Genomic DNA, 23867 nt, shown 5'->3' with positions numbered 1-23867 from the left:
CTGACGGCCCATGCCACGCCCGCGAACTGACGCCTCCTCAGGCCCGTCGGTCCCGGCTCCGGCCTCTGGAAGGGATCGGTCTCTTGTCCTTCTCATCGCGTCCGTCCACCGCCCCCGCCTTCCGTACCCTCCCACCCGTAGCCGATGTGGTGATCGTCGGCGGGGGCGTGATGGGCGTCTCCATCGCCTTCCACCTCGCCGAGGCCGGAGTGCGTGACATCGTCGTCGTCGAAAGCGGCGAGTTGGCCTGCGGCAGCTCCGGCAAACCCATCGGCGGTGTGCGCGCCCACTTCTCCGATCCGCTCAACATCGAGCTCGGCAACCGGAGCCTGCGCGCCTACCGGGACTTCCCGCGGCGGCCCGGCGCTGACATCCGTCTCGACACCGTGGGCTACCTCTTCCTGCTCACCAGCGAGCGGCAGGCCGTGGAGTTCGCCGGGAGCGTCCGGCTCCAGAACAGCCTGGGCGTGCCGAGCCGCATGATCGACGCCGATGAGGCCCGGCGCCTCTGTCCGTATCTGAGCACCGACGGCCTCGTCGCCGCCGTCCACTCCCCCGCCGACGGGCACGCCCGCCCTGGCCTCGCCGTGCACGGATACGCCGACGCGGCGGCGCGGGCGGGCGTACGCCTCGCCACCCACACCCGCGTGACCGGCATGGATGTCGCAGGCGGCCGGGTCGGCGCCGTGCACACCGACCGCGGCTCCGTCACCTGCTCCACCGTGATCTGCGCGGCGGGCGCCTGGTCAGGACAGATCGGCGCCATGGTCGGCGTCGACCTGCCCGTCCGGCCGGTACGCCGCCAACTGGCGTTCACCGACCGTCTTTCACCGCCTGCCCCGCGGATCCCCTTCACCATCGACTTCACGTCGTCGGCGTACTTCCACAACAGCGACGACGGGCTACTTTTCGGCCTCGCCGACCCCCGCGAGGCCGAAGGCTTCGACACCACGTGGACCCCGGAGTGGCTCGACCTCTTCCGGGACGTCGTACGCCGTCGTGCCCCCGCCCTAGCCGAGATGCCGACCGCCGACGGCTGGGCGGGCCTGTACGAGGTCACGCCCGATCACAACGCACTGATCGGCCGCTCCGTCGACCTGCCCAACTTCCTTTACGCCACCGGGTTCTCGGGCCACGGATTCCTCCAAGCCCCCGCCGTCGGCGAGATCGTGCGCGACCTGCACATGGAACGCGAGCCGTGCGTCGACATCGCGCCGATGAGCGCCGACCGCTTCCGGACCGATGCCGCGTTCCGCCCGGAGACCCATGTCGTATGACCCCGGCCCGTGGTCGTATGCCTCTTGTCCCGTGTCCGACAGTTCGACAGTTTGAAGGGTGGACTTTCCATGATCAGCCAGTGGCAACTGCGGGCCGCGTTCGCCGCACGCCTCTCGGAGATGTACGGGCGGGAAGTCCCCGCCTACACCACGCTCGTGGACGTCTCGCACGAGGTCAACAAGGACACCCTGGGTGCGCGGGGCGCCGACGCCGAACGGCTCGGGTCCATCAGCCGGGTCACCGCCGAGCGGCACGGCGCCATCCGCGTGGGCACCCCGGCCGAGCTGCGCCACGTCGCGCGGATCTTCGGCGCGCTCGGTATGCGTCCGGTCGGCTTCTACGACCTGCGGGAGGCGGCGGCGAGCGCGGTGCCGGTCGTGTCGACGGCCTTCCGGCCGGTGGACGCCGAGGAGTTGGCGCGCAATCCCTTCCGTGTCTTCACCTCGCTGCTCACGCCCGCGGACCCGCGCTTCTTCGACGCCGATCTGCGCTCGCGCCTGGAGACGTTCCTGGCAGGGCGCGAGCTGTTCCCGCCGGAGCTGCTCGCCCTGGCCGACCGGGCCGAGGCCGAGCGCGAGCTCCCCGAGGCGTACGCCGAACGCTTCCTCCATCTCGCCGTCCAGGCCTTCGAGTTGTCGGCCGAGCCGATCGACCAGGCCTGGTACGAGGAGCTGGAAAAGGTCTCCGCGGTCGCCGCGGACATCGGCGGCGTCCGCTCCACCCACATCAACCACCTCACCCCGCGCGTCCTGGACATCGACGAGCTGTATCGGCGGATGACCGACCGCGGCATCGAGATGATCGACACCATCCAGGGCCCGCCCGGTTGGAATGGCCCCGACCTGCTGCTGCGCCAGACGTCCTTCCGCGCCCTGGCCGAGCCGCGCGCCCTGCGCCGCCCGGACGGCAGCGTCACCCGCGGTGCCCTGCGGGTACGGTTCGGCGAGGTCGAGGCCCGCGGCATCGCCCTCACCGCCGAGGGCCGCGCGCTCTACGACCGCCTGCTCACCCTCGTCGACGACCAGGCCGCCCTGCACCCCGCGGCCGACCGCGCCGAACTGGCCCGCACCCTGTGGACCGCACACGTTCCCGCCACCGAGCGCGAACTGGGCGCGCGGGAGCTGGCCTACTTCACCTACCGTGCCGCACCCGACCGTCCGCGCGACGGCACCGAACCTCCCCGCACCATCACCGAGCTGGCGAGCCGAGGCTGGGTGCGGGCCGAACCCGTCGTCTACGAGGACTTCCTGCCGCGCTCCGCCGCCGGCATCTTCCAGTCCAACCTCAGCGGCGAGGGTTCCCGGAACACCGAGCAGGAAGGCGCCGCGTACGACAGCGACTGGCTGTCCGGCGCCATCGAGCGCGAGGTCCTCGATCCGTACGCCCTGTACGAGCACCAGCAGAGTCTCTCGATCACTCAGGTAGGCCACGAACTCGGCCTGGAAGTCGACGGCAGCCACCACTGACGCATTTCTCTCCGCCCACCCGCACACCTCACCCAGGGAGCACCATGACCGGCACCACCGCCCTGCCCACCACCGGTGACCTGCGCAGCCGTGCCCGCACGAGCCTGCGGCGTGTCGGCGTGAGCGTTCCGGAGGGCAACGACTTCCAGGCGCGTACGCCCATCACCGGCGAGGATCTGTTCGGCCTGACCGGGGCGACGCCCGCCGACGCCGAGGAAGCCGTCGCCGCCGCCCACCAGGCGTTCCTCACCTGGCGCACCACACCGGCCCCGCGCCGGGGCGAACTCGTGCGCCGTCTGGGCGAGTTGCTGCGGGAACACAAGAGCGACCTGGCCGACCTGATCACCATAGAGGCGGGCAAGATCCGCTCGGAGGCGCTCGGCGAGGTCCAGGAGATGATCGACATCTGTGACTTCGCGGTCGGCCTGTCGCGCCAGCTCTACGGCCGCTCCATCGCCTCCGAACGCCCCGGGCACCGTCTCGCCGAGACCTGGCATCCGCTGGGCGTGGTCGGGGTGATCTCCGCGTTCAACTTCCCCGCAGCGGTGTGGTCGTGGAACACCGCGGTGGCGCTGGTCTGCGGCGACACCGTGGTCTGGAAGCCGTCCGAGCTGACCCTGCTGATCTCGCTGGCCTGCGACCGGCTCCTTGCCCGGGCCGCGGATGAGGTCGGCGCCCCCGGCGACGTACACCGTCTCCTGCTCGGCGACCGCTCGGTGGGCGAGCGGCTCGTGGACGACCCGCGCGTCGCGCTCCTCAGCGCCACCGGATCGACCCGGATGGGTCGCGAGGTCGGCCCGCGCGTGGCGGCCCGGTTCGGGCGCAGCCTGCTCGAACTCGGCGGCAACAACGCCGCGATCGTGGCGCCCTCCGCGGACCTGGACCTCTCGGTACAGGGCATCGTCTTCGCCGCCGCGGGGACGGCGGGCCAGCGCTGCACCACGCTGCGCCGCCTGATCGTCCACCGCGACGTCGCCGACACCCTTCTGGCGCGCCTGACAGCCGCGTACACCAAGCTCCCCATCGGGGACCCGTTCGACGAGAACACCCTCGTCGGACCGCTCATCTCCCCGGCGGCCCTCGACGCCATGCAGGACGCGCTGGCCCGCGTACAGGCACAGGGCGGCAAGATCCTCGCAGGCGGCAACCGGCGCCTGGCGGACTTGGCGCCGCGTGCCGCGTACGCCGAACCGGTCGTCGTCCGTGTCGACGAACAGACCGACGTCGTACGCCAGGAGACCTTCGCGCCCATCCTGTACGTCCTCACGTACGACACCCTTCAGGAGGCCATCACGCTGCACAACGGCGTCCCGCAGGGCCTTTCCTCCAGCATCTTCACCCGCGACCAGCAGGAGGCCGAGCTCTTCCTGTCGTCCGAGGGCTCCGACTGCGGCATCGCCAACGTCAACATCGGCACGTCCGGCGCCGAGATCGGGGGCGCGTTCGGCGGCGAGAAGGAGACCGGCGGCGGCCGCGAGTCCGGCTCCGACGCCTGGCGCGCGTACATGCGCCCGGCCACCAACACCATCAACTACTCGGGCCGCCTCGCTCTGGCCCAGAACGTGAGCTTCCTCTAGGACCGCTGAGGGGCTTGGCATTTCACCCCTTCCGTGTGCGCGGTCGGTAATTCCGGTCGCGCGGTGGCGTCGATGAGATAGCCTGTCCGGGATTTCGCGCGGCAGGGTCTCTGCCGCCCCGCTCGGCGCGCTCGGCGTCGACACGCACCGCGTGCCCTGCCCGGAAGGAGGCGAGAGACATGGACCATGCCGAATGCGTTGCGGCCATAGTTGCCTCCGGCCGTGTGCCCTCCCTCCTCTGCGGCGCGCGGTAACTCTTCCCCCTTCCTGTTTCTTGTCTTCGGCATCTTCCTGAGATGCCGCGTCACGAGATGTCCTGGCCTGCGTGGTTCGTCGCCGCGCGGGCCGCGGGGGCGCGCGCCCGAAGACGGGCCCTTCTTTTGCTGGTCACCGTGATCTCGGCGCTCTCCGCCTCACGACCGGCAAGAGCGCCGGCGTGAGTGACACGCGGCTGGTGAGGCAGGCCCCGGGTGCTGTCCGCGGTTCCCGCTGCCCCACCGCCATGCCGTGTCCCCGTGCTGCGTACACCGGCCCGTCGTCACCACTGCGACCGTCCCCGGCCGGCTGTCTCGACAGCACTTCGACACGAAACGTGCGTGATCGCCATGAGCAAGAAACGTCCCGAACGTCCCGGAAGGGAATCCCTCCCGTCCGCCCCTTCCACGGCCACCGACCGTTCCCCGGACCGCGAGGTTCCCGCCGCGACTGCGGAACCGGCACCGGATCCGAAGCGCTGGTGGGCGCTGGCCGTCATCGCCCTCGCCCAGCTGATGGTGATCCTTGACGGCACCGTCGTGAACATCGCGCTGCCCTCCGCCCAGCGCGCTCTCGGCATGTCGGACGCCGACCGGCAGTGGGTGATCACTGCCTACACGCTGGCCTTCGGCGGGCTGCTGCTGCTCGGCGGCCGGATCGCCGATCTGGTGGGCCGCAAGCGCACCTTCGTCATCGGCCTGGCCGGGTTCGCCGCGGCCTCCGCGCTGGGCGGCGCGGCGGCCGGTCCCTGGATGCTGTTCGCGGCGCGGGCCCTGCAAGGTGCGTTCGCGGCGCTCCTGGCGCCCTCGGCCCTGTCGCTGCTGACGACGACGTTCACCGACCCCAAGGAGCGGGCCAGGGCGTTCGGGGTCTACGGTGCGCTGGCCGGAGGCGGCAGCGCGGTCGGGCTGATCGTGGGCGGTCTGCTGACCGAGTACCTGAACTGGCGCTGGTCCCTGTACGTCAACGTGCCCATCGCGCTGGCCGCCCTGCTCGGCGCACCGGCCTTCCTGCGCGACCGCTCCGGCCGCCGGGGCGGGCACCTGGACGTGCCGGGCGCGCTGCTGGGCTGCGGCGGGCTCGTCGCCCTCGTGTACGGCTTCAGCGAGGCCGAACCTCGCGGCTGGACCAGCCCGTCGGTGCTCACGCTGCTCGTGGCCGGTGTGATCCTGCTCGCCGCCTTCGTGTGGTGGCAGAGCCGCGCGGCGAGCCCGCTGCTGCCGCTGCGCATCGTCAAGGACCGTGTCCGGGCCGGATCGCTCGCGACGATGGGCTTGGCCACCATCGGCATGTTCGGCGTCTTCCTGTTCCTGACGTACTACCTTCAGGTCGTCCTCGGCTACCCGCCGGTGCGGACGGGCCTGGCCTTCGTGCCGATCTCGGCCGGTATCGTCATCGGCGCGACCCAGATCGCGGCCCGCCTGCTGCCACGCACGGCGCCGCGCACCTTGATGTCGTCCGGCATGGTCCTTGCCGCCGCCGGCATGGTGCTGCTCAGCAGCCTGACCGTGCATGCGCAGTACGTCCCGCACGTGCTGCCCGCCCTGCTGCTGCTCGGTCTGGGCATGGGCCTGACCTTCATGCCGGTCTACGCGACGGCCACCGCCGGCGTGCCCGCGCAGGACGCCGGTGTGGCCTCGGCTGTCCTCAACACCGTTCAGCAGATGGGCGCTTCGCTGGGCACCGTACTGCTCAACACCATCGCCACCGGCGTCACCAGCCGTTACGTCCACTCGCACGTGCACGATCCGGCCCACGGCGGCGCGACCCTCGACGAAGGCATGGTGCACGGCTTCTCCGTCGCCTACTGGTGCTCGGCGGGCGTCCTGCTGCTCGCCGCCCTCGTAGCGGGCCTCACCGTACGGCTCAAGACGCCGAAGCACGCCGGAAACGACGCACCGGCCTAGCGAGCCGGGGTCGCGTCCCGCCACCGTCCACCTCATCCCTCGAAGGATCCTCCATGAAACCCCTGACCGAGCACGACATCCGTACCTCGTTCGTCAACTGCTCGAAGGGCGAGGCGAAACGCCTTCCCGTGCCCAAGAACCTGACGGACCTCGACCACTGGGACGGCCTGGACTTCCTGGGCTGGTTCGATCTGTCCGCGCCCGATCGCAAGTATCTCGTCGTCGAACGCGCCGATGAACTCGTCGGCCTGTCCCTGCGCTCCGCTTCCGGCAACCGAGGCTTCCTGCGCCGCAGCCTGTGCTCGCTGTGCCTGACCACGCATCCCGGCAGCGGCGTCTCCCTCATGACCGCCCCCAAGGCAGGCCCGGCCGGCCGCGGAGGCAACTCGGTGGGCCTCTACATCTGCGCCGACCTGGACTGCTCGCTGTACGTACGGGGCAGGAAGAAGGCGGCACCGGGCGGGCGCATGGAGGAGTCCCTCACCGTCGAGCAGCAGATAGACCGCCTGCGCGGCAACCTCGACGCGTTCGTGGAGCGGGTCTTCCACTGAGGCCGACAGGGGCTCGACGGCCATCGTCGCCGAGCCCCTGTCCACTCCTTGAACCGCCGTCTCCTCGCGGCTCCTCCGGTCTTACGCGCCGGACCTCAGAGGGCGTTTGCACCGGTGGAGTGCGGCCGCTCCCGGCCGACGGTGAAACGCTCGGAGATGGCCGGCTGGGCCGGATACGGGTACTGCGCCTCCCCCACCCGTTTCTTCTGGGGCTGCGCCCGTACCTGGTGTGCACGCCGACCGGCATGCGAGTCCGTGAACGACACCCTCAAGGGGCATTTGGACCTGGAGCAGCACGGCGGACGGACCTTCGAGGGCGTCGCCGTCCGTGTCGCCCGGCGCATCCTCGCCATGGCCGCCGCTATCTGGCGCAACCACAAGACCGGCGCCCCGAGCACGCGGTCGCTGGTCGCTGGTCGCTGGTCGCTGGTCGCTGGTCGCTGGTCGCATTCGATCACGCCTTCAGGTACTCCGCAGCGACTTTTGTCAGATGCGTTGACGAACCAACTACCTGCTCCTAGCTTCGTGTTCGCCGCGCTTCGTATGTCATATACGAGACGCGGTATGTCATACGCGGTGTACGCACGCCTCGCGTCGGCGTGTCGAGCCATAGTTCAGAGGAGAGAGAACCCATGAGTTCCCGCATCCGCAGGGGTCCCCGTCGAGCGGCCCCCGCAGCCATAGCCCTGTCCCTCCTCCTCGGCGTCACCGCCACGGCGTGCGGGGACGACGGATCCGGTATCGCGGGCGACGCGGGGAGCGAGGGCTCCGGTAAGGGGACCATCACCTTCTGGGACAACAACACGGCCGTCCGCCGCGACATCTGGATGGAGATCATCAAGGACTTCGAGAAGAAGTACCCCGACATCAAGGTCGATTACGTCGGAGTCCCCGCCGAGAACGCCCAGTCGAAGTACGACAACTCCATCCAGGGCGGCGGTCTGCCGGACGTCGGCGGCGTGGGTGCCGCCATGCTCGCCGCGATCGCGGCCCAGGGCGCCCTCGAGCCGCTGCAGGACCGGTTGGCCGACAGTCAGCTGGACGGCGAGCTCAGCAAGAACATGCTCGATTCGACGACTTCGGCGGGCGGGACGTCGCAGTTGCTCATGGTCCCGACGTCCGCGAACAACGGCGTCCTGTACTACCGCACCGACCTCTTCAAGGCCGCAGGTCTGGGCGCGCCGACCACGTGGAGCAAGTTCTACGAGGCGGCGGACCACCTCACCGCCAAGGACAGCAACCAGTTCGGCTACACGATCCGCGGCGGTGTGGGGTCGATCGCCCAGGCCCTGGACGCGGTGTACGGGCAGAGCGGCATCAAGTCCTTCTGGAACGCCGACGAGACCAAGACCACGGTCAACGATCCCAAGAACGTCGCCGCCCTGGAGAGGTACACGGCCCTCTACAAGAAGACGACCCCGGCCGCCGACCTCAACAACAACTTCACCCAGATGGTGGCCCAGTGGGACGGCGGCCGGATCGGCATGCTGAACCACAACCTGGGCTCCTACCAGGACCACGTGAAGGCCCTCGGCCCCGGAAAGTTCCGCGGCCTGCCCAACCCGAGGACGACCGGCGGCAAGCGCGTCCAGGTGTCCAACCCGATCGACGGGCTCTCGATCTTCAAGACCAGCACCAAGAAGAAGGCCGCCTGGAAGTTCATCGAGTTCGCCTCGTCCCACGAAGCAAGCTCCAAGTTCAATGAGTCCGCCGGTCTGATCCCGGCCAACAAGAAGGCGGTCAAGGACGCCTGGGTCGAGAAGTCGGAGCCGACGCGCCTGGCCGCCGAAGCGCTCAACTCCCCCGCCACCACGATCGTTCAGCTGCCGTACTACCTGCCCGACTGGAACACGATCTCGAAGGCCGACAACGAACCCGCCTTCCAGAAGGTCATGCTCGGCAAGACCAGCGCCAAGGACTTCCTCGACGACCTAGCCGACCAGCTGAACACCGCTCAGGCCGACTGGAAGCAGCTCAACTCCTGATCAGCGGGGATCAGGGGGGCGTCAGGGGTCCAGTCTGATGCCGGCGGCGACCGGTAGGTGGTCGCTGCCGGTGGCGGGCAGTGTCCGTACGTGCGTGACGGTCGCCCCGCGGGTCATGATGTGGTCGATCCGGGACACGGGGAACCCAGCGGGCCAGCTGAAGGCGAAGTTCTCTCCGGCCGAGTCGAGGTGTCTGGTGACCGGGGTGAGGCCGCGGTCGTCCACCGTGGTGTTGAGGTCGCCGAGCAGGATCACCCGGTCCAGTTCCTCGGCGGCGAGCGCCGCGCCCAAGAGGCCCGCGCTCTCGTCCCGCCGCCCGGAACTGAAGCCGTGCCACTGCACGCGGACCGAGGGCAAGTGGGCGACGTACACGGCGACATCGCCCCATGGAGTACTGGCCTTCGCCCGCATTCCGCGGTTCCAGCCCTCCCCGACGCCCTCCGGCCTGATGTCCACGGCCCTGACGTCCGTCAGCGGATACTTCGACCAGAGTCCGACCGTGCCCCGCACCGCCCGGTGCGGATACGCCGGCGCCAGGGATCGTTCGTAGACCGGCAGCGCGGAGGGCGTCAGCTCCTCCAGGGCGATGAGATCCGGGCCGGAGTCGATCAGGGCGCGGGCGGTCCCTGAAGGGTCGGCGTTCACGTCGCTGACGTTGTGCTGGACCGCCATGACGTCGTGGGCGCCATGGTCACCGGCAGCCACCCGTCCGCCGAAGAGACCGCCCCAGACAGCGGCAGGCAGGAGCAGTGCCACCAGCGCGATGGCCGAGCGGCGCAGCAGGGCCAGGACGAGCAGCAGGGGAACGGTCAGGCCGAGCCACGGCAGGAATGTCTCGAGGAGACTGCCGAAGCGGCCCACAGTGTTGGGCACGGCGGAGTGGAACGCCAGCAGGGCGGCGGTCACGACAGCGAGCGACGCGAGAATCCGGCCGCGCGCCCAGGGTGACCGGCCTGTCGAGTCCGCACCCCATCGCAGCCATCGCCGTATCCGCGCGGTCCGCGCTCCCAGTGCCGCGCCGCTGTCCACGACCTGCTCCACCCAGTTCCCCCGTATTCCCCCGCTCCCCCGGTCGTGAGCGCTTCGCGCCTGGTAGGACGCCGCCATCGGGTGATCAGGTTCCGGCTGACGGATGCGGCCCGCGCGGGCGGCGGGAAGACTGGGGGACGCGGGCCCGTACGGACGCGCCCACTCTTCGTCGAAGGGACATACCGTGGCCGATCTCTACGCCCTTGTCGCAGAGCATCTCGAGAAGGCCCGCACCGCCGCACACGGGCGCAGCGCCGAGCTGCTCCTGCACGACGGTCCGCTGCGGCAGAGCCTCATCGTGCTCACCACCGGAACCGAGCTCGGTGAGCACGAGACGCCGACGGCCGCGACCCTTTTCGTCCTGCGCGGCCGGGTCGGGCTCACCACGGCGAGCGGACCGCTCGAACTGGGCGAGGGTGAGTTCGCGCCCGTCCCGCACGAACGCCACAGCCTCACCGCCCTGGACGACTCGGCCGTCGTACTGACCGCCGTCACCGGCATCTGAACCGGGGCGCCGACGCGGTGCGACGGCTTTAACTCTGTGCGGCGGCCTTGAGCCACTCCTCGACCGTGACGACCTCCGCCCACTGCGGGAACAGCTTCCCGATCAGGAGTTCGTGCACCTCGGGGTCCAGGTCGATGCAGGCGTCCGACAGGACGGTGAGTCCGAGGTCCCGGTCGTTGGCGTGGCACGCGGTGTGCAGCACTACGCCGCTGGTGGCGATGCCGGTCAGGACCAGGTTGTTGATGTCGCGCGCCCTGAGCACCAGGTCGAGGTCGCTGCCCGAGAACGCGCTCCCGCGTCGCTTGGTGACCACGGTGTCGCCCGGCCTCGGCGCGATGTCCGGGTGGATCTCGGTGCCGGGCTCGCCCTCGATGTGCAGGCCTGCCCGTGTCACGGCGGTGAGCGCCTTGTTGCGGGTGCTGACGTCCGGATAGCCCGGCCGTAACGCGATGACCACGTAGATCACGGGAATGTCGGCCGCGCGGGCACCGTCGATGGCCCGGCGCAAACGCGGGAGATATCCCGAGCCGTCGTCGGCGAGGTCCACGATGTCCCGCTGCACGTCCATCACGAGGAGGGCGGTGTTCGCCATGTCTGTCGTCTCTCTTCTGTCTTTTTGCGATCATGGCGCGTGATGAACGCCGATGAGGAGTGTGCCGCGAGCGGGCCCGCGACGGAAGGGTGGCCGGACGTACCGGGTGACACCGCGCTCACCATCAAGGTCCCCGAAGCCGACCCGCTGGTCCGGGCGGGGTTCCCGGCCCATGTGACGGTGCTCTACCCCTTCGTGCACGAGAGCCGCCTGGATGCTGCGGCCCGGCGCACACTGTCCGCTCTCTTCGCCGGGCACGATGCCTTCACCCTCACCTTCGCGGACTTCGCCCGCTATCCCGGCGTCCTCTACCTCGACCCGTGGCCGCACACCCCGGTCACGGCCCTTGCCAAGGACCTCACTCGGCGCTGGCCCGATGCGGTGCCCTACCGGGGGATCTTCGACCCTCCGCTCGCCCCGCATCTGACGGTGGCGAACAGTGAGGGTCCCGCGACCCAGGACGCCGCGTACGACGCGTTGCAGGCCGAACTGGAGCCCCTGTTGCCGCTGAGCTGTCGTGTCCGGGCGGTACACCTCATCGTCTGGGACGGCGCACGCTGGCAGGATCGCGCCGCGTACCGCCTCGCGGCGCGGGCTTGACCGGTTACGGCCGCGGGGTGGCCAGGCGCACGGGAAGCTTCTGCACGCTGTTCCCCACGAAGGAGGCGTGGCGGGGCAGTTCGGGCTCCGGCATGGTGAGGTCGAGGTCGGGGAAGCGCGTGAACAGCTGCTCCAGGGCGATGGTGGCCTCCATGCGGGCCAGCGGGGCGCCCATGCAGAAGTGCGCGCCGTGGCCCAGGGACAGGTGCCGGGTCGTGGTGTTGTCGCGTGTGATGTCGAACCGGTCGGCGTCGGGGCCGTGCGCCTGTTTGTCGCGGCCCGCCGCGGAGTAGCCGGCCAGTACGGGGGTCCCCTGGGGGATGACGGTGCCGTCGAGCGTGAGGTCGCGGGTCGGGTACCGGAAGGGGAAGTAGCTGACGGGGCTGTCCCAGCGCAGGGTCTCCTCCACCACGTCGGCCCACGTCACCTTGCCGGACAGGGCGAGGGCGAGCTGATCGCGGTGGGTGCACAGGGCGCGTACGGCGTTGGTGATCAGGTTGAGGGTGGTCTCGTGCCCGGCGATGATCGTGAGCATCAGGGTGCCGATCAGCTCCTGCGGGCTGAGCCGGTCGCCGTTCTCCTCCCTGGCCGCGATCAGGGCGCTGGTGAGGTCGTCCCCCGGGTTCGCGGTACGGCCCGCGGCGACCGCGCTGAGGACCTCGATCATCTCCCGGTTGGCCGCCATGGCCTCTGCGGGGCCGATGTCGGTGGCGACGATCTGGTTCGACAGGTGGTGCAGGCGGTCCTGGTATTCGGCGTCCACGCCCAGGAGTTCGCAGATGACCCCCATCGGCAGCGGCATCGCGAAGTGCCTGCGCAGGTCCGCGACGCCGTCGCCCGTGGCTGCTGCCCGGTCGAGGTCGTCGAGCAGTCTGGTCGTCAGGTCCGTGATCCGCGGCTCCAGTTCGGCCACCCGGCGCGGGGTGAACGCCTTGCCCATCAGGGAGCGCAGCCTGCGGTGGTCCGTGCCGTCGGCGGTGGTCATGCCCTGCACCGTCGCGAACGTCTTCAGCGGCCAGCCGTCCGGTATCTCGCCCGCCTGCAGGGCGGCGAAGTGCTGTGCGTTCTTCGCGACGTCGGGGTGCGAGAGGAACTCCTTGAGCGCGTCATGGCCGAGGACCGCCATGCCCTCCACGTCACCGGGCAGGACCACCGGCGTGACGGCGCCCTGGGCGAGGAGCCGGGCGTTGTCGGCGTGCGGACAGCCGCCCGCCGGGTCGAAGCGGTGCGGCTGGCTGGCTTCGGTGTTCACCTGGGGCGTGTTCAACGGGCTCTCCTCGTCGAGGGCGGGGCGGCTGCGATCTGGGGCTGCGGGGGCTGACGATGCGTACGGTCAGAGCACCGGCTGGGGCTCCGGCGAGTGGGCGGGGTGCTGGGGCAGGACGGGAGCGGTGAAGCGGACCGGCAGCGAGGCGAGGCCCTTGCTCCAGGGCGACTTCATCCACTGCAGTTCGCTCTGCGGGATGGCCAGCTCCAGGTCGGGCAGCCGGTGGCGGATCGTGTCCACGGCGGTGCGGGTGATGAGCCTGGCCGGGTCCTGGGCCGGGCAGATGTGCGGGCCCGCGCCGAAGGCCAGGTGGGAGCGGTTGCCCACGACCGGTGCGCCGTCGTCGGGGAGGATCTCCGGGTCCGCGTTGGCGCCGGCCAGACCGAGGATGAGCATGTCGCCGGTGCGGATGTGCTGTCCGCCGAAGGTCATGTCGCGGGTGGCGTAGCGGGCCGGGAAGTTCTGCGTGGGCGGGAAGCGCCACAGGACCAGGTCGAGCGCGTCGTCCACGCTGAGGTGGCCGCCGGTCAGCGAGGAGCGGAACTGCGGGTCGCAGAGCAGGATGCGCAGGGTGGTGGCGATCCAGTTGACGGAGGTCTGGTTGCCCGCGACGAACATGACCACGAGGTTGTGCAGGACCTCTTCGTCGGTGAGTTGGGCGGGGTGGTGCAGCAGGGCGGAGGTGACATCGTTGCCGCGGTGGCGTCGCTTCTCCTCGATCAGCTGGAGCAGGATCGCGCCCATCCGCTTGCTGGCGTCCGCGGAGCCGCCGGTGGCTGCGGCCGTTCCGGCGAGGGCCTCCACCAGGTGGCGGCCGGTCTCGTCGTCGAGGCCGAGCAGCGTGGTGATGACGCGCATCGGCAGCTTGCGCGCGTAGTCGGCCACCAGGTCGGCCTCGCTGCGTCCGGCGAACGACACGATCACCTCCTCGGCCGTGGCCCGCACGGAGCGCCGCAGTTCGTGGCCGTTGATCCCGGCGAGGGCGGCGGAGACGGCGGCGCGCATCCGGCGGTGCTGCTGTCCGTCGGCGAACAGCAGGGCGGGCCGCCAGCCGACCATGGGCAGGATCGGCGAGTCGGCGGGCACCCTGCCTTCCCGCAGCAGGCTCCAGCGGCGCGGGTCGTGCGAGAAGTCCTGCTCGTCGCGGGTGAGTTGCAGCATTTCACGGTGGCCGATGACCAGCCAGGCGTCGACGCCCGGGGCGATGGAGACGGGTGCCACCGGTCCATGGCCGGCGCGCAGTCGCTCGTACAGGGCGGGCAGCGCGTCGCCGTCGAGGTCGGGTCCGTACAGCGCGGTCACCGGCGCCGAGGCTCCGGTGACCGGGCAGCGGTCGGGCGGCCCGTCCACCGCGTAGGGCGAGGTCATGAGGTCTCCGTGGCGATGTGGATGAGGTGGCTGACGAGGGCGATCAGGGCCCGGACCGAGGACGCGGGGTCGCGTGCGTCGCAGGTCACCACGGGGGTACCGGGGAGCAGGTCGAGGGCCGCACGCAGGTCGTCCACGCTGTGCAGGGGGCTGCCGGGAAAGACGTTGACGGCCACCGCGAAGGGCAGTCCGAGGTCCTCCAGGTTGCCCAGGGCGTCGAAGGACGCCTCCAGGTCACGCGTGTCCACCAGGGCAAGCGCTCCGAGCGAGCCCTTGGCAAGGTCCCGCCACGCGGGCAGGAACCGCTGCTGACCGGGGGTGCCGAACAAGTAGAGGACCAGATCACCGTCGATGGTCATCCGGCCGAAGTCGAGGGCGACAGTCGTGGTCGTCTTGCCGCGGTTCACCACGGTGTCGACCCGGGCGCCCGCCTGGGTCATCACGGCCTCGGTGGACAGGGGTTTGATCTCCGAGACGGTGCCGATCAGGGTGGTCTTGCCGACCCCGAGCGGTCCGACGACCAGGATCTTGGCGGCGCCCACGACGCTGGACGTGAGGTACTTCCCGGAGCCTGCTGGCTGCGAGGCCTCGGACGGCGCGTCAGAGGCGGCTTTCGAGACCATGGAGGACCTTTCTGAGCATGGTCACATCGGTGTGTTCGGCCGGAGGCACGGGCGGGCGCGTCACGATGAGTCCCCATTCGAGGAGATCGCAGAGCAACGCCTGTACGACCGAGGGGGGCTGGCCGATGTGGGCGGCCACCTCGGCCACCGAGAGGAGTCCCTGACAGTGCGCCAGGATGATCTGGTGCTCGGGCTGGAGCGACGCGGGGAACGCCGCGTCCGTCGCCATCACGAGGGACTCCCAGGCCAGGGCCTCGGTGTCGGATGCCGCCCGTCCGCGAGTGATCACGTACGGGCGGATCGCCGAGGCCGTCGGCTCCTCCGGCCGCGGGGTCGTCATGACGCCGAAGCGGCCGGATCCCGCGGCAGGCTGCTGAGGTGCGAGCCGATCTTCACCACGAGCAGCTGCATCTGCTGGGCCACCAGGCCGACATCGGCGTTCAGGTCGGTGGCGACTCCCAGGTGCGCGCCCACACCGGCGTGGGTGAACAGCACGAACCCGTGATCGGTCTCCAGCATCAACTGTCGTACGTCGGCGCCCTGACCGTAGAGCAGCGCGGTCGTGGACCTGCCCGTCATGGTCATCGCCGCGCAGGCCGCGGAGAGGGACTCGGCTTCGGCGACGCTCAGGTCGGCCACCGGCCCTGAGAGGTTCTCGGCGGACGCGTGCCCGAGTCGCAGGCCGTCCTCGGAGACCACCACGCTGTGCCGGACCCCGGGGATCTCGATCAGCGGGCGGAGCATCCAGCCCAGGTCGGGAAGGGGGGTGATGATTCCGGTCACTGCCGGCCTCCGTCATGCTCGTCGGGGGTGGGGGGTTGGAACGGTGCGGCGGTCGACGGTGGCTCCGCCGGCCTGTTCGCGTCCTGCACCGCGGACTGGTCCGCGTTCAGGGCCGCGCGGCCGCGCAGCGACCCTGACACCACGCTGGCGATCGACGCGCGCGCCGCCTCCGGCGTCCAGGGGGTCGCGGGTGCGGCCGGGGGTGCGTGCCGGCGCTCCGGCGTCGGCGGGCGGGTCGCTCCCGGGGCGGCGTGGCGGCGGTTTCGCCGTCGGGGCAGGCCTACCGCCGTCTCGCTCTCGGCGGGCACGCTCGGAGCGGCCCCGGCCCGGATGTGCAACTCGTCGTGCTCGGCGGGGGCGTACCGTGCAGGCTGCTCGTGCGGTTGCGCGGGAGCGGGCTCGGGTTCGGCGATCCGCTGCGGCGGTGCCACCTGGGCGCTCGCACGGTGGGATCCCGTGAGGCGCGAGGGAGGTTCGGTCAGCAGCCGGAACGGTACGAACGTCACCGCGCGCGTGCCGCCGTAGGCCGAGGCGCCGCTCAGCTCCACGTTGAAACCCAGCTCCCGGCTCCAACGGCCCACGCAGGCAAGGCCGAGGCGGGGCACCGCGCCCAGGCGGGCCAGGTCCTGGTCGTCGCGTAGCTGGCCCATGGCCCGGTGCAGCACGTCCGGCGGCATCCCGAGTCCGGCGTCGTCGATCTCCAGGACCGCTCCGGCGCCCACCTCGCGGATGGTGACGACGACGTGGGAGCGCGAGGGCGAGAACACCGTGGCGTTCTCCAGGAGTTCGGCGATGGCGTGCATCAGCCCCTCCACCGCGGGCGGCACGGCGTACAGCGTCTGTCCGCCGTGCACCTCGATCCGGCTGTACTCCACGATCCGCGACTGCGCACCACGTACGCAGTCGTACAGCGAGACCGGCCGGGTCTCCCTGCGGGCGGGCCAGATCCCGCACATGACAAGGAGCGTCTGGGCCTTGCGGGTCATCTGTGCGGCCGCGTGGTCGGCCTTCATCACCTCGGCCATGAGGTGCGGGTCGTCGATGGAGCGCTCGACCCGGTCGAGGACCTGCTGCTGCACGGTGGCCATCGCGTGCATGGTGCGTGCGACGGACTCGAAGGCGGCCTGCACCGAGTCCCGCAGGCCGCGTTCGCGGCGCACCGCCTCGTCCGATCCGAGGGCGGCGGACACCGCGGCGAGTGCCCGTGAGAATTTTTCCCCGGCGTCCCCCGGCGGCGCCAGCGGGCCCGGCACGCCCTCCAGGCGCTGCCCGGCGCGCACCCGCTCCGCGATCGCGGGGAGTCTCACACCGGCCAGGTGTTCCACTTCGGCCTCGCGGAGCGCGGCAAGACGCTCCTGCCCTGCCCGCTCCGCCCGCTCCGCGGACAACTGCCGGACCAGCACGAACACCCAGGCGAGCAGCAGCACCGCGACCGCGGCACCGCCGCCGGCCAGGACCCGCCGCCACTCGGCCGCCGCGTCCAGTGCGGCGAGCACCGCACCCGCGGCCGCCAGGACCACCGCCATCAGCCAGACCACGGCCTCGCGGCCCACGGAACCGCGCTTGAGACGGCTCACCACGGCGCACGCGCCCCGGCGACCCTGCACACCTTCAGCACAACGAACGAATCCTCCCCGAGCGCACCGAACTCCCTTACGAATGGGGAGCGTGGCGATCTTAGGTTAACTCGTGCCTTTTGGCTTCCCGTTGAGGAAGCCGACCTTCCGGCACGCAACGCCCTGCCGGGACTTGGGCGCCACCGCTGTCAGGTGCTGTGGGGGTTCGTCAGGGGCAGGTGCCGTCGGCAATGACGTAGTGGCCGATTGGCGACTCCTTGAGGGTGTGCGTGACGGCGATGCTGTAGAGGCCCATGTTCTGGTTCGAGCCCTTGGCGTAGACGTAGCCGCCGCTGGTGGTGGCCCGGCCTGCCTGGACCTGCTGGTAGTTGTTCGCGGTCCAGCACCTGGCGGCGGAGCCCGTGGTGGAGGCGGTGACCTGGGCCGAACGCGCACCTTCCGCGCCGGACGCATCACGGGCGGCGACGCTGTACATGTGGCTGCCGCCGGAGCTGAGGCCGCTGTCCGTGAACGGAGGTCCTGTCGGCGTGGCGACACGGGTGCCGTCCCTGTACACGGCGTACGACGCGGCGCCGTCGACGCTGTTCCAGTTCAGGGTGACGGACGTGTCGGTCGCGCCGGTCGCGGTCAGACCCTTCGGGGCGGGCAGGCCGCCGGGGTCCGGGTCGGAGCCGTCAAGGCCGAAGAAGCCCGTGATCCAGTAGCTGGAGCAGATGGAGTCGATGAAGTTCGCCGTTCCGGTGGCGCCGCACTCCTGTGCGCCTGTTCCCGGGTCGACGGGGGTGCCGTGGGCGATGGAGGGAACGCGGTCGACTTCCACGGCGACGGACCCGTCCGTGCCGAGGTACTGCTCCCTGCGGGTCGAGTCGGGGCCGATGGTGGAGGTGCGGTCAGGGCTCTGGTCCAGGCCGTTGACAGCCGTCCACTGGTCGCGCAGTTCGTCGGCGTTCCGCTTGGCGACGGTGGGGTCGTTGTCGCCCTGCCAGATCGCCACCCGGGGCCAGGGGCCGCCGTAGCCGGGATTGGCGTCACGGACGCCTTGTGCCCAGGCCGACGGGGTGCGGTCGACGCCGGGGCTCATGCAGCTGTACGCCGAAAGGACGTCGTCGGCGCAGTCGTACGGGAGGCCCGCGACCACGGCGCCCGCCTTGAACACGTCCGGGTAGACGGCGAGCATCACCGACGTCATGGCGCCACCCGCCGACAGACCGGTGACGTACGCCCGCCTCGGATCGGCGCCGTACGCGGAACCGGCGTGCGCCACCATCTGGCGGATCGACGCGGCCTCGCCCTGGCCGCGCCGGGTGTCGCCCGGCTGGAACCAGTTGAAGCACTTGCTGCTGTTGTTGGCGGACGTCTGCTCGGGGAAGACGAGCAGGAATCCGTGCTGGTCGGCGAATTTCACCAGGCCCGCGTTGTCGGCGTACAGCTGCGCGTTCTGGCTGCAGCCGTGCATGGCCACCACCACCGCGGGGTCGGCCGCCAGGGTGGCCGGCCGGTGCACGTACATGTTCAGGCTGCCCGGATTGGCACCGAAGTCGGCGACCTTCTCCAGGGCGACGGCTTTCGGCGCCGCCTGTGCGGCGGGCGACGGCGCGATCACCGCTCCGGCGATGATCAGGCCCACGACGGCGGCCACACGCCCCAGGGCCCGGCGCCACCGCCCCCTTCCCTGCGACTTCGCCTTCGCCCGGGAAGGCGGCCCTTCGGACACCTGCGGACTCAAACGTCTCTCGTACGACGGCATGGCGGCTCCCGACGGAGGGCGACGCGGTCTCCGGGACGGATCACGCGACCCCGGAGACCTTCCGCTCCTGCTGCGGGCCGGTTGGCCGGGGTGCCGGCAACCGTAGGAGCCACCACATCCTGGGCAGAATGGCGGCGGCCGCCACAACACCGTCAACTGCCGCTGGTGTCAGACCTGTTGCCGCGCGAGCGTGTCCGTGCTACCTGCGGCGTCCTGGCCCGGCAGCCGTGCAGGCCCTGGTTGAGTTCCCGCAGTACGGCCTCCAACAGGCTGCGCGTACCGCCCAGGGAGGGGTCCGCGAGCTCGCCGTGTTTCGCGGGGCCTGGCGAGCCCTGCCGTCCGCGCCGACCTGTCGTGTTCCGCGGGGTCACAGGCCCGTGTCGGAGGCGTCGGCGCTGGCGAGCCCCTTGTGGATGCGCTCCGCCCAGCTGTCGACGGCCTTCCAGTCCCGGTGGTCTCCGTACCGTCCGCCGCGCGCCCGGAACGCCAGATGTCGCCACCCCGGGACGTGATCGCGGTAGACCGCTCCGGCCAGCATCTGGTGCTCCCAGGGGCGGATGAGGGAGCGGATCCCGGCCAGTTGCCGGGGCTCGACACTGCGGCGGACGGGCCAGTGTCCCGCATGGGGCGGCACGCTGACGCTGTACAGCCAGGTCGGGTGCGTGGCCAGGGTGCTGGGGTGGCTTCGGATGAAGTCGGTGGCCTGCCCGAGCCAGGCCCCGTGATGCACCGCGCTGCCCAGCACAAAAGCGTCGTAGCCCCCTGTCTTCTGCTCCGCGGCCAACGGCACGACGACCGTGACGTGCCCGCACTCCGCGAGCCGGGTCGCGAGGCGTTCCGCGATGCCATGGGTGGAGCCGTGCACCCCGGTGTAGCCGACCAGGATGTTCATTCCATAGCTCCTCTGCCGTGACGTGTGCACGCGCCGGTTCCATGGCGGTGACTTGGGACGGTGGTACGGCCTTTCCCGGGAGCCGCACGGGGATATCGGAACATCGAAGATGCTCTCCGGACCGGGAAAGGTCGCCGTCCTCGCACCGGCGGGCAGACGCCATGGGCGAGTGCCGGGCGAGGCGTTGTGGCTGCGCCGTGAGGCACGGACGCCGCGCCGGACGGTCTACTGCCGTCCGCGGCTGTCCGCATGTGCTCCCCAGGACGCGACACCCCGGCTCCCCCACTGTCGGTTGAAATCGACATGAAAAGGTAGAACGCCGAGGTCTAGGGCATCCGCCACCATAGAGGCGGTCGACAACGTCGAACAGGCGTCTGTCGGCCACTGTGGTCACTCGCCGGAACCGGACGCCGACGGGGTGTGGGCGGCGATGCGCCGGGTACCTCGATATGCCGGTACGGCGACGCACCGCGATCCGCGTCCGCCCGCCGAGGCCGGTTCGCCCCTCCCCTGCCGGGCTCCTCGGTGGAACCGTCCGAAGCACGGCCCCTGCCGGGACATGGCCCCGCCCCCGTACGCCGGATCGCTCACGCACCACCTCCGAACACCCCGATGCAGGAGGCACCGTGGCACTCGTACGAACGGCAGCCCTCGACGCCCACTGGCGCGCGGCGAACTATCTGGCCGCCGGTCAGATCTACCTGATGAGCAATCCTCTGCTGACCGAACCGCTGCGACCCGAGCACATCAAGCCACGCCTCCTCGGCCACTGGGGCACCTCGCCCGGCCTCAACCTCATCCATACGCATCTGAACCGCCTCGTCAAAGAGCACGACCTGGACGCGCTGTGCGTGTGGGGTCCCGGGCACGGCGGCCCTGCCGTGCTCGCCAACTCCTGGCTGGAGGGCTCGTACAGCGAGACGTATCCCGACGTCACGAGGGACGCGGCGGGCATGGCGGAGCTCTTCCGCCAGTTCTCGTTCCCCGGCGGCGTGCCGAGCCACGTGGCACCGCAGACGCCCGGCTCGATCCACGAGGGCGGCGAGCTCGGCTACTCCCTCGCGCACGCCTACGGAGCCGCTTTCGACCACCCGGGCCTGCTCGTCACGTGCGTCATCGGTGACGGCGAGGCGGAGACGGGACCGCTTGCGGCCTCCTGGCACTCCAACAAGTTCCTCGACCCCGCCCACGACGGCGCGGTCCTGCCGATCCTCCACCTCAACGGCTACAAGATCGCCAACCCGACCGTCCTCTCCCGGATCCCGGAGGCCGAACTGGACTCGCTGCTCAAGGGGTACGGACACGATCCACTGCACGTGAGCGGCGACGACCCGCGCAAGGTGCACCAGTCCATGGCCAAGGCCATGGACCAGGCCCTGGAGCGCATCTGCGCGATCCAGCGGGCCGCCCGCAACGGCGGCGCGCACGGCCGGGCGCGCTGGCCCGTGATCGTGCTGCGCACCCCCAAGGGCTGGACCGGTCCCGCGACGGTGGAAGGGGAGCCGGTCGAGGGCACCTGGCGGTCCCACCAGGTCCCGCTCGCTCTCGTACGGGAAGACCCCCACCACCTGGCGCAGTTGGAGGCGTGGCTGCGCTCCTACCGGCCCCAGGAGCTCTTCGACGAGCACGGCCGCCCCCGCGCCCAAGTTCTCGACTGCGTCCCCAAGGGCCTTCGGCGGCTCGGCGCGAACCCGCACGCCAACGGCGGCCTGCTCACCCGCGATCTGCCCATGGAGCCCCTCGAACACTTCGCCGTCCCCGTCGACAAGCCGGGCACGACCCTGCACGAGCCCACGCGGGTCCTCGGCGGTCTGCTCGCGCGGATCATGGCGGACACGTCCGAGCGCAGGGACTTCAGGGTCACGGGTCCCGACGAGACCGCGTCCAACCGCCTCGACGCGCTGTACGACGTCACCGGCAAGGCCTGGCAGGCGCAGATCATCGACACCGACCAGCACCTCTCCCGGGGCGGGCGCGTCATGGAGGTCCTCTCCGAACACCTCTGCCAGGGCTGGCTCGAGGGCTACACCCTCACCGGCCGCCACGGCCTGTTCTCCAGTTACGAGGCGTTCGTCCACATCGTCGACTCGATGGTCAACCAGCACATCAAGTGGCTCAGGACCTCGCGACTGCTGCCCTGGCGCGCACCGGTACCGTCCCTCAACTATCTGCTCACCTCGCACGTCTGGCGCCAGGACAACAACGGCTTCTCGCACCAGGACCCCGGGTTCGTGGATCACGTGCTCAACAAGAGCCCGGAGGTCGTCCGCGTCTATCTGCCGCCGGACGCCAACACCCTGCTCTGCGTGGCCGAGCACGTCCTGCACAGCCGTGACTACGTGAACGTCGTCGTCGCCGGCAAGCAGCCCTGCTTCGACTGGCTCTCCCTGGACGAGGCGCGCGTCCACTGCGCACGCGGCGCCGGTATCTGGCAGTGGGCCGGATCCGAGGACGGCGGGCGCGAGCCGGACGTGGTGCTCGCCTGCGCGGGCGACGTACCCACGCAGGAAGTCCTGGCCGCGGCCGGTCTGTTGCGCGAGCATCTGCCCGAACTCGCCGTCCGCGTGGTCAATGTCGTCGACATGACCCGCCTGCTCCCCTACGAGGAGCATCCGCACGGCATGCCCGACGCCGAGTACGACGCTCTCTTCACCACCGACAAACCGGTGATCTTCGCCTACCACGGCTATCCCTGGCTGATCCACCGCCTCGCGTACCGCCGCACCGGGCACGGCAACCTGCACGTACGCGGCTACAAGGAGTCGGGCACCACCACCACACCGTTCGACATGGTCGTACGCAACGACCTCGACCGGTACCGGCTCGTCATGGACGTCATCGACCGCGTCCCCCGTCTCGCCGTCCGCGCCGCTTCCGTCCGCCAGGCCATGGCCGACAGCCGCTCGCGCCACCACACCTGGATCCGAGCCCACGGCACCGACCTCCCCGAGGTCGCCGACTGGACCTGGACCGGCTGACGCCCCGACCACACCGCGGAGGTGCGCACCATGCCCACGCAAACGACCATCACCGCCGGCGTCGACGGCTCGCACGAGAGCCTGGACGCCGCCGCCTGGGCGGCCCACGAAGCACTGCGACGTGATCTGCCCCTGCGCCTCGTCCACGCCGGCGACCCTCCGGCGGAACGCACCCGGCTGCCGGAGATCGACGTACCGTCCGGGCGCGAGAGCGGCGCGCTCGGCCGTGCCGTCCTGCAAATCTCGCGCGAACACCCCGACCTGAGGATCCTCGACGAGCAGGTCACCGGATCACCGGTGGGGGCGCTGTTGGCCTCTGCCAGATCTTCGGCTCTGCTCGTCCTCGGCTCACGCGGCTCCGGCACCCTCGCCAGCGCCCTGGTCGGCTCGGTCGCACTGGCCGTCGCCGCGCGTGCCTCCTGTCCCGTCGCGCTGGTACGGGCGTCGGAGCACCCCGATGACCGGGACTCGAGGGTCGGCCCCGACCATCCGGTCGTGCTCGGTCTCGATCTCGCCCATCCCGGCGACGAACTCATCGAGTACGCCTTCGACGCGGCGGCGTCCCGGCAGGCACCGCTCCATGTCGTGCACGTCTGGACCGCACCGCTGATCCCTTCCGCCGACGCCGTGGACCCCATGCCGGAGAAGGCGCAACGCCTCGCGGCCGAACTCGCCCCCTGGCGGCGCAAGTTCCCCGGAACGCAGGTCACCGACCAGTTCGTACACGGTCTCGCGGGCCACCACCTGGTCAAGGCGGCCTCCCACGCCAGCCTGCTGGTGATCGGCCGCCGCGTGCCCGTGGGGCCACGCCTCGGACGGACCACGCACGCGGCGATCCACCAGGCCAAGTGCCCGGTGGTCGTCGTCCCGCACTACTGACGGATTGC

The 23867-nt window shown here is 70.7% G+C and carries 20 protein-coding genes and 1 pseudogene; 11 read left to right on the top strand and 10 right to left on the bottom strand.

The window, feature by feature from the left end; all coding sequences use genetic code 11:
* Positions 1-83: 83 nt before the first annotated feature.
* The 7 genes and pseudogenes from ACWFRJ_RS04890 to ACWFRJ_RS04860 all read left to right on the top strand — a co-directional run bounded on the left by ACWFRJ_RS04890 (position 84) and on the right by ACWFRJ_RS04860 (position 9019).
* The gene (locus ACWFRJ_RS04890; RefSeq protein ID WP_453524763.1) at positions 84-1277 is read left to right on the top strand and encodes an NAD(P)/FAD-dependent oxidoreductase; all 1194 of its coding nucleotides are present in this window, start codon (positions 84-86) and stop codon (positions 1275-1277) included.
* A gap of 69 nt (positions 1278-1346) precedes the next feature.
* Complete coding sequence (gene hglS, locus ACWFRJ_RS04885) at positions 1347-2744, top strand: 2-oxoadipate dioxygenase/decarboxylase (protein ID WP_453524762.1); 1398 nt, start codon at positions 1347-1349, stop codon at positions 2742-2744.
* Between the two features lie 44 nt (positions 2745-2788).
* Positions 2789-4321 (top strand): L-piperidine-6-carboxylate dehydrogenase, encoded by a 1533-nt coding sequence (gene amaB / locus ACWFRJ_RS04880; protein WP_453524761.1) that lies wholly within the window; start codon positions 2789-2791, stop codon positions 4319-4321.
* A 605-nt stretch (positions 4322-4926) separates the two neighbouring features.
* Positions 4927-6483 (top strand): MFS transporter, encoded by a 1557-nt coding sequence (locus ACWFRJ_RS04875; RefSeq protein WP_453524760.1) that lies wholly within the window; start codon positions 4927-4929, stop codon positions 6481-6483.
* 53 nt (positions 6484-6536) lie between these two features.
* Positions 6537-7034, top strand: coding sequence for an FBP domain-containing protein (locus ACWFRJ_RS04870; RefSeq protein ID WP_453524759.1), 498 nt, complete (start codon positions 6537-6539; stop codon positions 7032-7034).
* Between the two features lie 111 nt (positions 7035-7145).
* Positions 7146-7448: pseudogene (locus tag ACWFRJ_RS04865) on the top strand (IS982 family transposase); the annotation flags it as partial.
* A gap of 218 nt (positions 7449-7666) precedes the next feature.
* Complete coding sequence (locus ACWFRJ_RS04860; RefSeq protein ID WP_453524758.1) at positions 7667-9019, top strand: ABC transporter substrate-binding protein; 1353 nt, start codon at positions 7667-7669, stop codon at positions 9017-9019.
* A gap of 21 nt (positions 9020-9040) precedes the next feature.
* Here the strand turns inward: ACWFRJ_RS04860 and ACWFRJ_RS04855 are convergent, their stop codons facing one another.
* The gene (locus ACWFRJ_RS04855; RefSeq protein WP_453525067.1) at positions 9041-9997 is read right to left on the bottom strand and encodes an endonuclease/exonuclease/phosphatase family protein; all 957 of its coding nucleotides are present in this window, start codon (positions 9995-9997) and stop codon (positions 9041-9043) included.
* A gap of 235 nt (positions 9998-10232) precedes the next feature.
* Here ACWFRJ_RS04855 and ACWFRJ_RS04850 point away from each other — a divergent pair, with 235 nt between their 5' ends.
* Positions 10233-10553 (top strand): cupin, encoded by a 321-nt coding sequence (locus tag ACWFRJ_RS04850; RefSeq protein WP_453524757.1) that lies wholly within the window; start codon positions 10233-10235, stop codon positions 10551-10553.
* 28 nt (positions 10554-10581) lie between these two features.
* Here the strand turns inward: ACWFRJ_RS04850 and ACWFRJ_RS04845 are convergent, their stop codons facing one another.
* Positions 10582-11145, bottom strand: coding sequence for a cysteine hydrolase family protein (locus ACWFRJ_RS04845; RefSeq protein ID WP_453524756.1), 564 nt, complete (start codon positions 11143-11145; stop codon positions 10582-10584).
* Positions 11146-11187: 42 nt separating this feature from the next.
* Between ACWFRJ_RS04845 and ACWFRJ_RS04840 the strand changes: the two genes are divergently transcribed.
* A complete protein-coding gene (locus ACWFRJ_RS04840; protein WP_453524755.1) occupies positions 11188-11745 on the top strand; it encodes a 2'-5' RNA ligase family protein in 558 nt (185 codons plus the stop codon).
* Positions 11746-11749: 4 nt separating this feature from the next.
* Here ACWFRJ_RS04840 and ACWFRJ_RS04835 read toward each other — a convergent pair whose 3' ends face one another.
* From ACWFRJ_RS04835 to ACWFRJ_RS04800, 8 genes are all read right to left on the bottom strand, one after another.
* Positions 11750-13012: a cytochrome P450 family protein gene (locus ACWFRJ_RS04835; RefSeq protein ID WP_453524754.1), complete on the bottom strand. Its 1263-nt coding sequence runs from the start codon at positions 13010-13012 to the stop codon at positions 11750-11752.
* 66 nt (positions 13013-13078) lie between these two features.
* Positions 13079-14380, bottom strand: a complete 1302-nt coding sequence (locus ACWFRJ_RS04830) for a cytochrome P450 (RefSeq protein ID WP_453524753.1) — start codon at positions 14378-14380, stop codon at positions 13079-13081.
* Positions 14377-15003 carry a GTP-binding protein gene (locus ACWFRJ_RS04825; protein ID WP_453524752.1) on the bottom strand — a complete coding sequence of 209 codons (627 nt, stop codon included), beginning with the start codon at positions 15001-15003 and terminating at the stop codon, positions 14377-14379. Before ACWFRJ_RS04825 ends, ACWFRJ_RS04830 begins: the two co-directional genes overlap by 4 nt.
* Entirely contained in the window at positions 14981-15343 is a 363-nt protein-coding gene (locus ACWFRJ_RS04820) for a DUF742 domain-containing protein (protein ID WP_453524751.1), read from the bottom strand. The genes ACWFRJ_RS04825 and ACWFRJ_RS04820 overlap by 23 nt, the downstream gene beginning before the upstream one ends.
* Positions 15340-15786, bottom strand: a complete 447-nt coding sequence (locus ACWFRJ_RS04815) for a roadblock/LC7 domain-containing protein (protein WP_453524750.1) — start codon at positions 15784-15786, stop codon at positions 15340-15342. The genes ACWFRJ_RS04820 and ACWFRJ_RS04815 overlap by 4 nt, the downstream gene beginning before the upstream one ends.
* Entirely contained in the window at positions 15783-17312 is a 1530-nt protein-coding gene (locus ACWFRJ_RS04810) for an ATP-binding protein (RefSeq protein ID WP_453525066.1), read from the bottom strand. The genes ACWFRJ_RS04815 and ACWFRJ_RS04810 overlap by 4 nt, the downstream gene beginning before the upstream one ends.
* A gap of 259 nt (positions 17313-17571) precedes the next feature.
* Complete coding sequence (locus tag ACWFRJ_RS04805) at positions 17572-19110, bottom strand: extracellular catalytic domain type 1 short-chain-length polyhydroxyalkanoate depolymerase (RefSeq protein WP_453524749.1); 1539 nt, start codon at positions 19108-19110, stop codon at positions 17572-17574.
* Positions 19111-19477: 367 nt separating this feature from the next.
* Positions 19478-20002: a flavodoxin domain-containing protein gene (locus tag ACWFRJ_RS04800; protein WP_453524748.1), complete on the bottom strand. Its 525-nt coding sequence runs from the start codon at positions 20000-20002 to the stop codon at positions 19478-19480.
* Between the two features lie 449 nt (positions 20003-20451).
* On the opposite strand from ACWFRJ_RS04800, the gene ACWFRJ_RS04795 reads away from it, so the two are divergent.
* Positions 20452-22980: a phosphoketolase family protein gene (locus ACWFRJ_RS04795; RefSeq protein ID WP_453524747.1), complete on the top strand. Its 2529-nt coding sequence runs from the start codon at positions 20452-20454 to the stop codon at positions 22978-22980.
* A gap of 30 nt (positions 22981-23010) precedes the next feature.
* Positions 23011-23859, top strand: a complete 849-nt coding sequence (locus tag ACWFRJ_RS04790; RefSeq protein WP_453524746.1) for a universal stress protein — start codon at positions 23011-23013, stop codon at positions 23857-23859.
* The last annotated feature ends 8 nt before the right edge of the window (positions 23860-23867 follow it).

The sequence above is a fragment of the Streptomyces sp. NPDC055239 genome (assembly GCF_053606205.1).
This window is presented reverse-complemented; position numbering and strand designations above follow the sequence as displayed.

What these genes read in the sequence shown, in the direction of transcription:
- hglS (WP_453524762.1), top strand. Translation starts at nt 1,347, where the DNA reads ATGATCAGCCAGTGGCAACTGCGGGCCGCGTTCGCCGCACGCCTCTCG.
- amaB (WP_453524761.1), top strand. Translation starts at nt 2,789, where the DNA reads ATGACCGGCACCACCGCCCTGCCCACCACCGGTGACCTGCGCAGCCGT.
- ACWFRJ_RS04875 (WP_453524760.1), top strand. Translation starts at nt 4,927, where the DNA reads ATGAGCAAGAAACGTCCCGAACGTCCCGGAAGGGAATCCCTCCCGTCC.
- ACWFRJ_RS04870 (WP_453524759.1), top strand. Translation starts at nt 6,537, where the DNA reads ATGAAACCCCTGACCGAGCACGACATCCGTACCTCGTTCGTCAACTGC.
- ACWFRJ_RS04860 (WP_453524758.1), top strand. Translation starts at nt 7,667, where the DNA reads ATGAGTTCCCGCATCCGCAGGGGTCCCCGTCGAGCGGCCCCCGCAGCC.
- ACWFRJ_RS04845 (WP_453524756.1), bottom strand. Translation starts at nt 11,145, where the DNA reads ATGGCGAACACCGCCCTCCTCGTGATGGACGTGCAGCGGGACATCGTG.
- ACWFRJ_RS04840 (WP_453524755.1), top strand. Translation starts at nt 11,188, where the DNA reads ATGAACGCCGATGAGGAGTGTGCCGCGAGCGGGCCCGCGACGGAAGGG.
- ACWFRJ_RS04830 (WP_453524753.1), bottom strand. Translation starts at nt 14,380, where the DNA reads ATGACCTCGCCCTACGCGGTGGACGGGCCGCCCGACCGCTGCCCGGTC.
- ACWFRJ_RS04825 (WP_453524752.1), bottom strand. Translation starts at nt 15,003, where the DNA reads ATGGTCTCGAAAGCCGCCTCTGACGCGCCGTCCGAGGCCTCGCAGCCA.
- ACWFRJ_RS04820 (WP_453524751.1), bottom strand. Translation starts at nt 15,343, where the DNA reads ATGACGACCCCGCGGCCGGAGGAGCCGACGGCCTCGGCGATCCGCCCG.
- ACWFRJ_RS04810 (WP_453525066.1), bottom strand. Translation starts at nt 17,312, where the DNA reads ATGGCGGTGGTCCTGGCGGCCGCGGGTGCGGTGCTCGCCGCACTGGAC.
- ACWFRJ_RS04805 (WP_453524749.1), bottom strand. Translation starts at nt 19,110, where the DNA reads ATGCCGTCGTACGAGAGACGTTTGAGTCCGCAGGTGTCCGAAGGGCCG.
- ACWFRJ_RS04800 (WP_453524748.1), bottom strand. Translation starts at nt 20,002, where the DNA reads ATGAACATCCTGGTCGGCTACACCGGGGTGCACGGCTCCACCCATGGC.
- ACWFRJ_RS04795 (WP_453524747.1), top strand. Translation starts at nt 20,452, where the DNA reads ATGCCGGTACGGCGACGCACCGCGATCCGCGTCCGCCCGCCGAGGCCG.
- ACWFRJ_RS04790 (WP_453524746.1), top strand. Translation starts at nt 23,011, where the DNA reads ATGCCCACGCAAACGACCATCACCGCCGGCGTCGACGGCTCGCACGAG.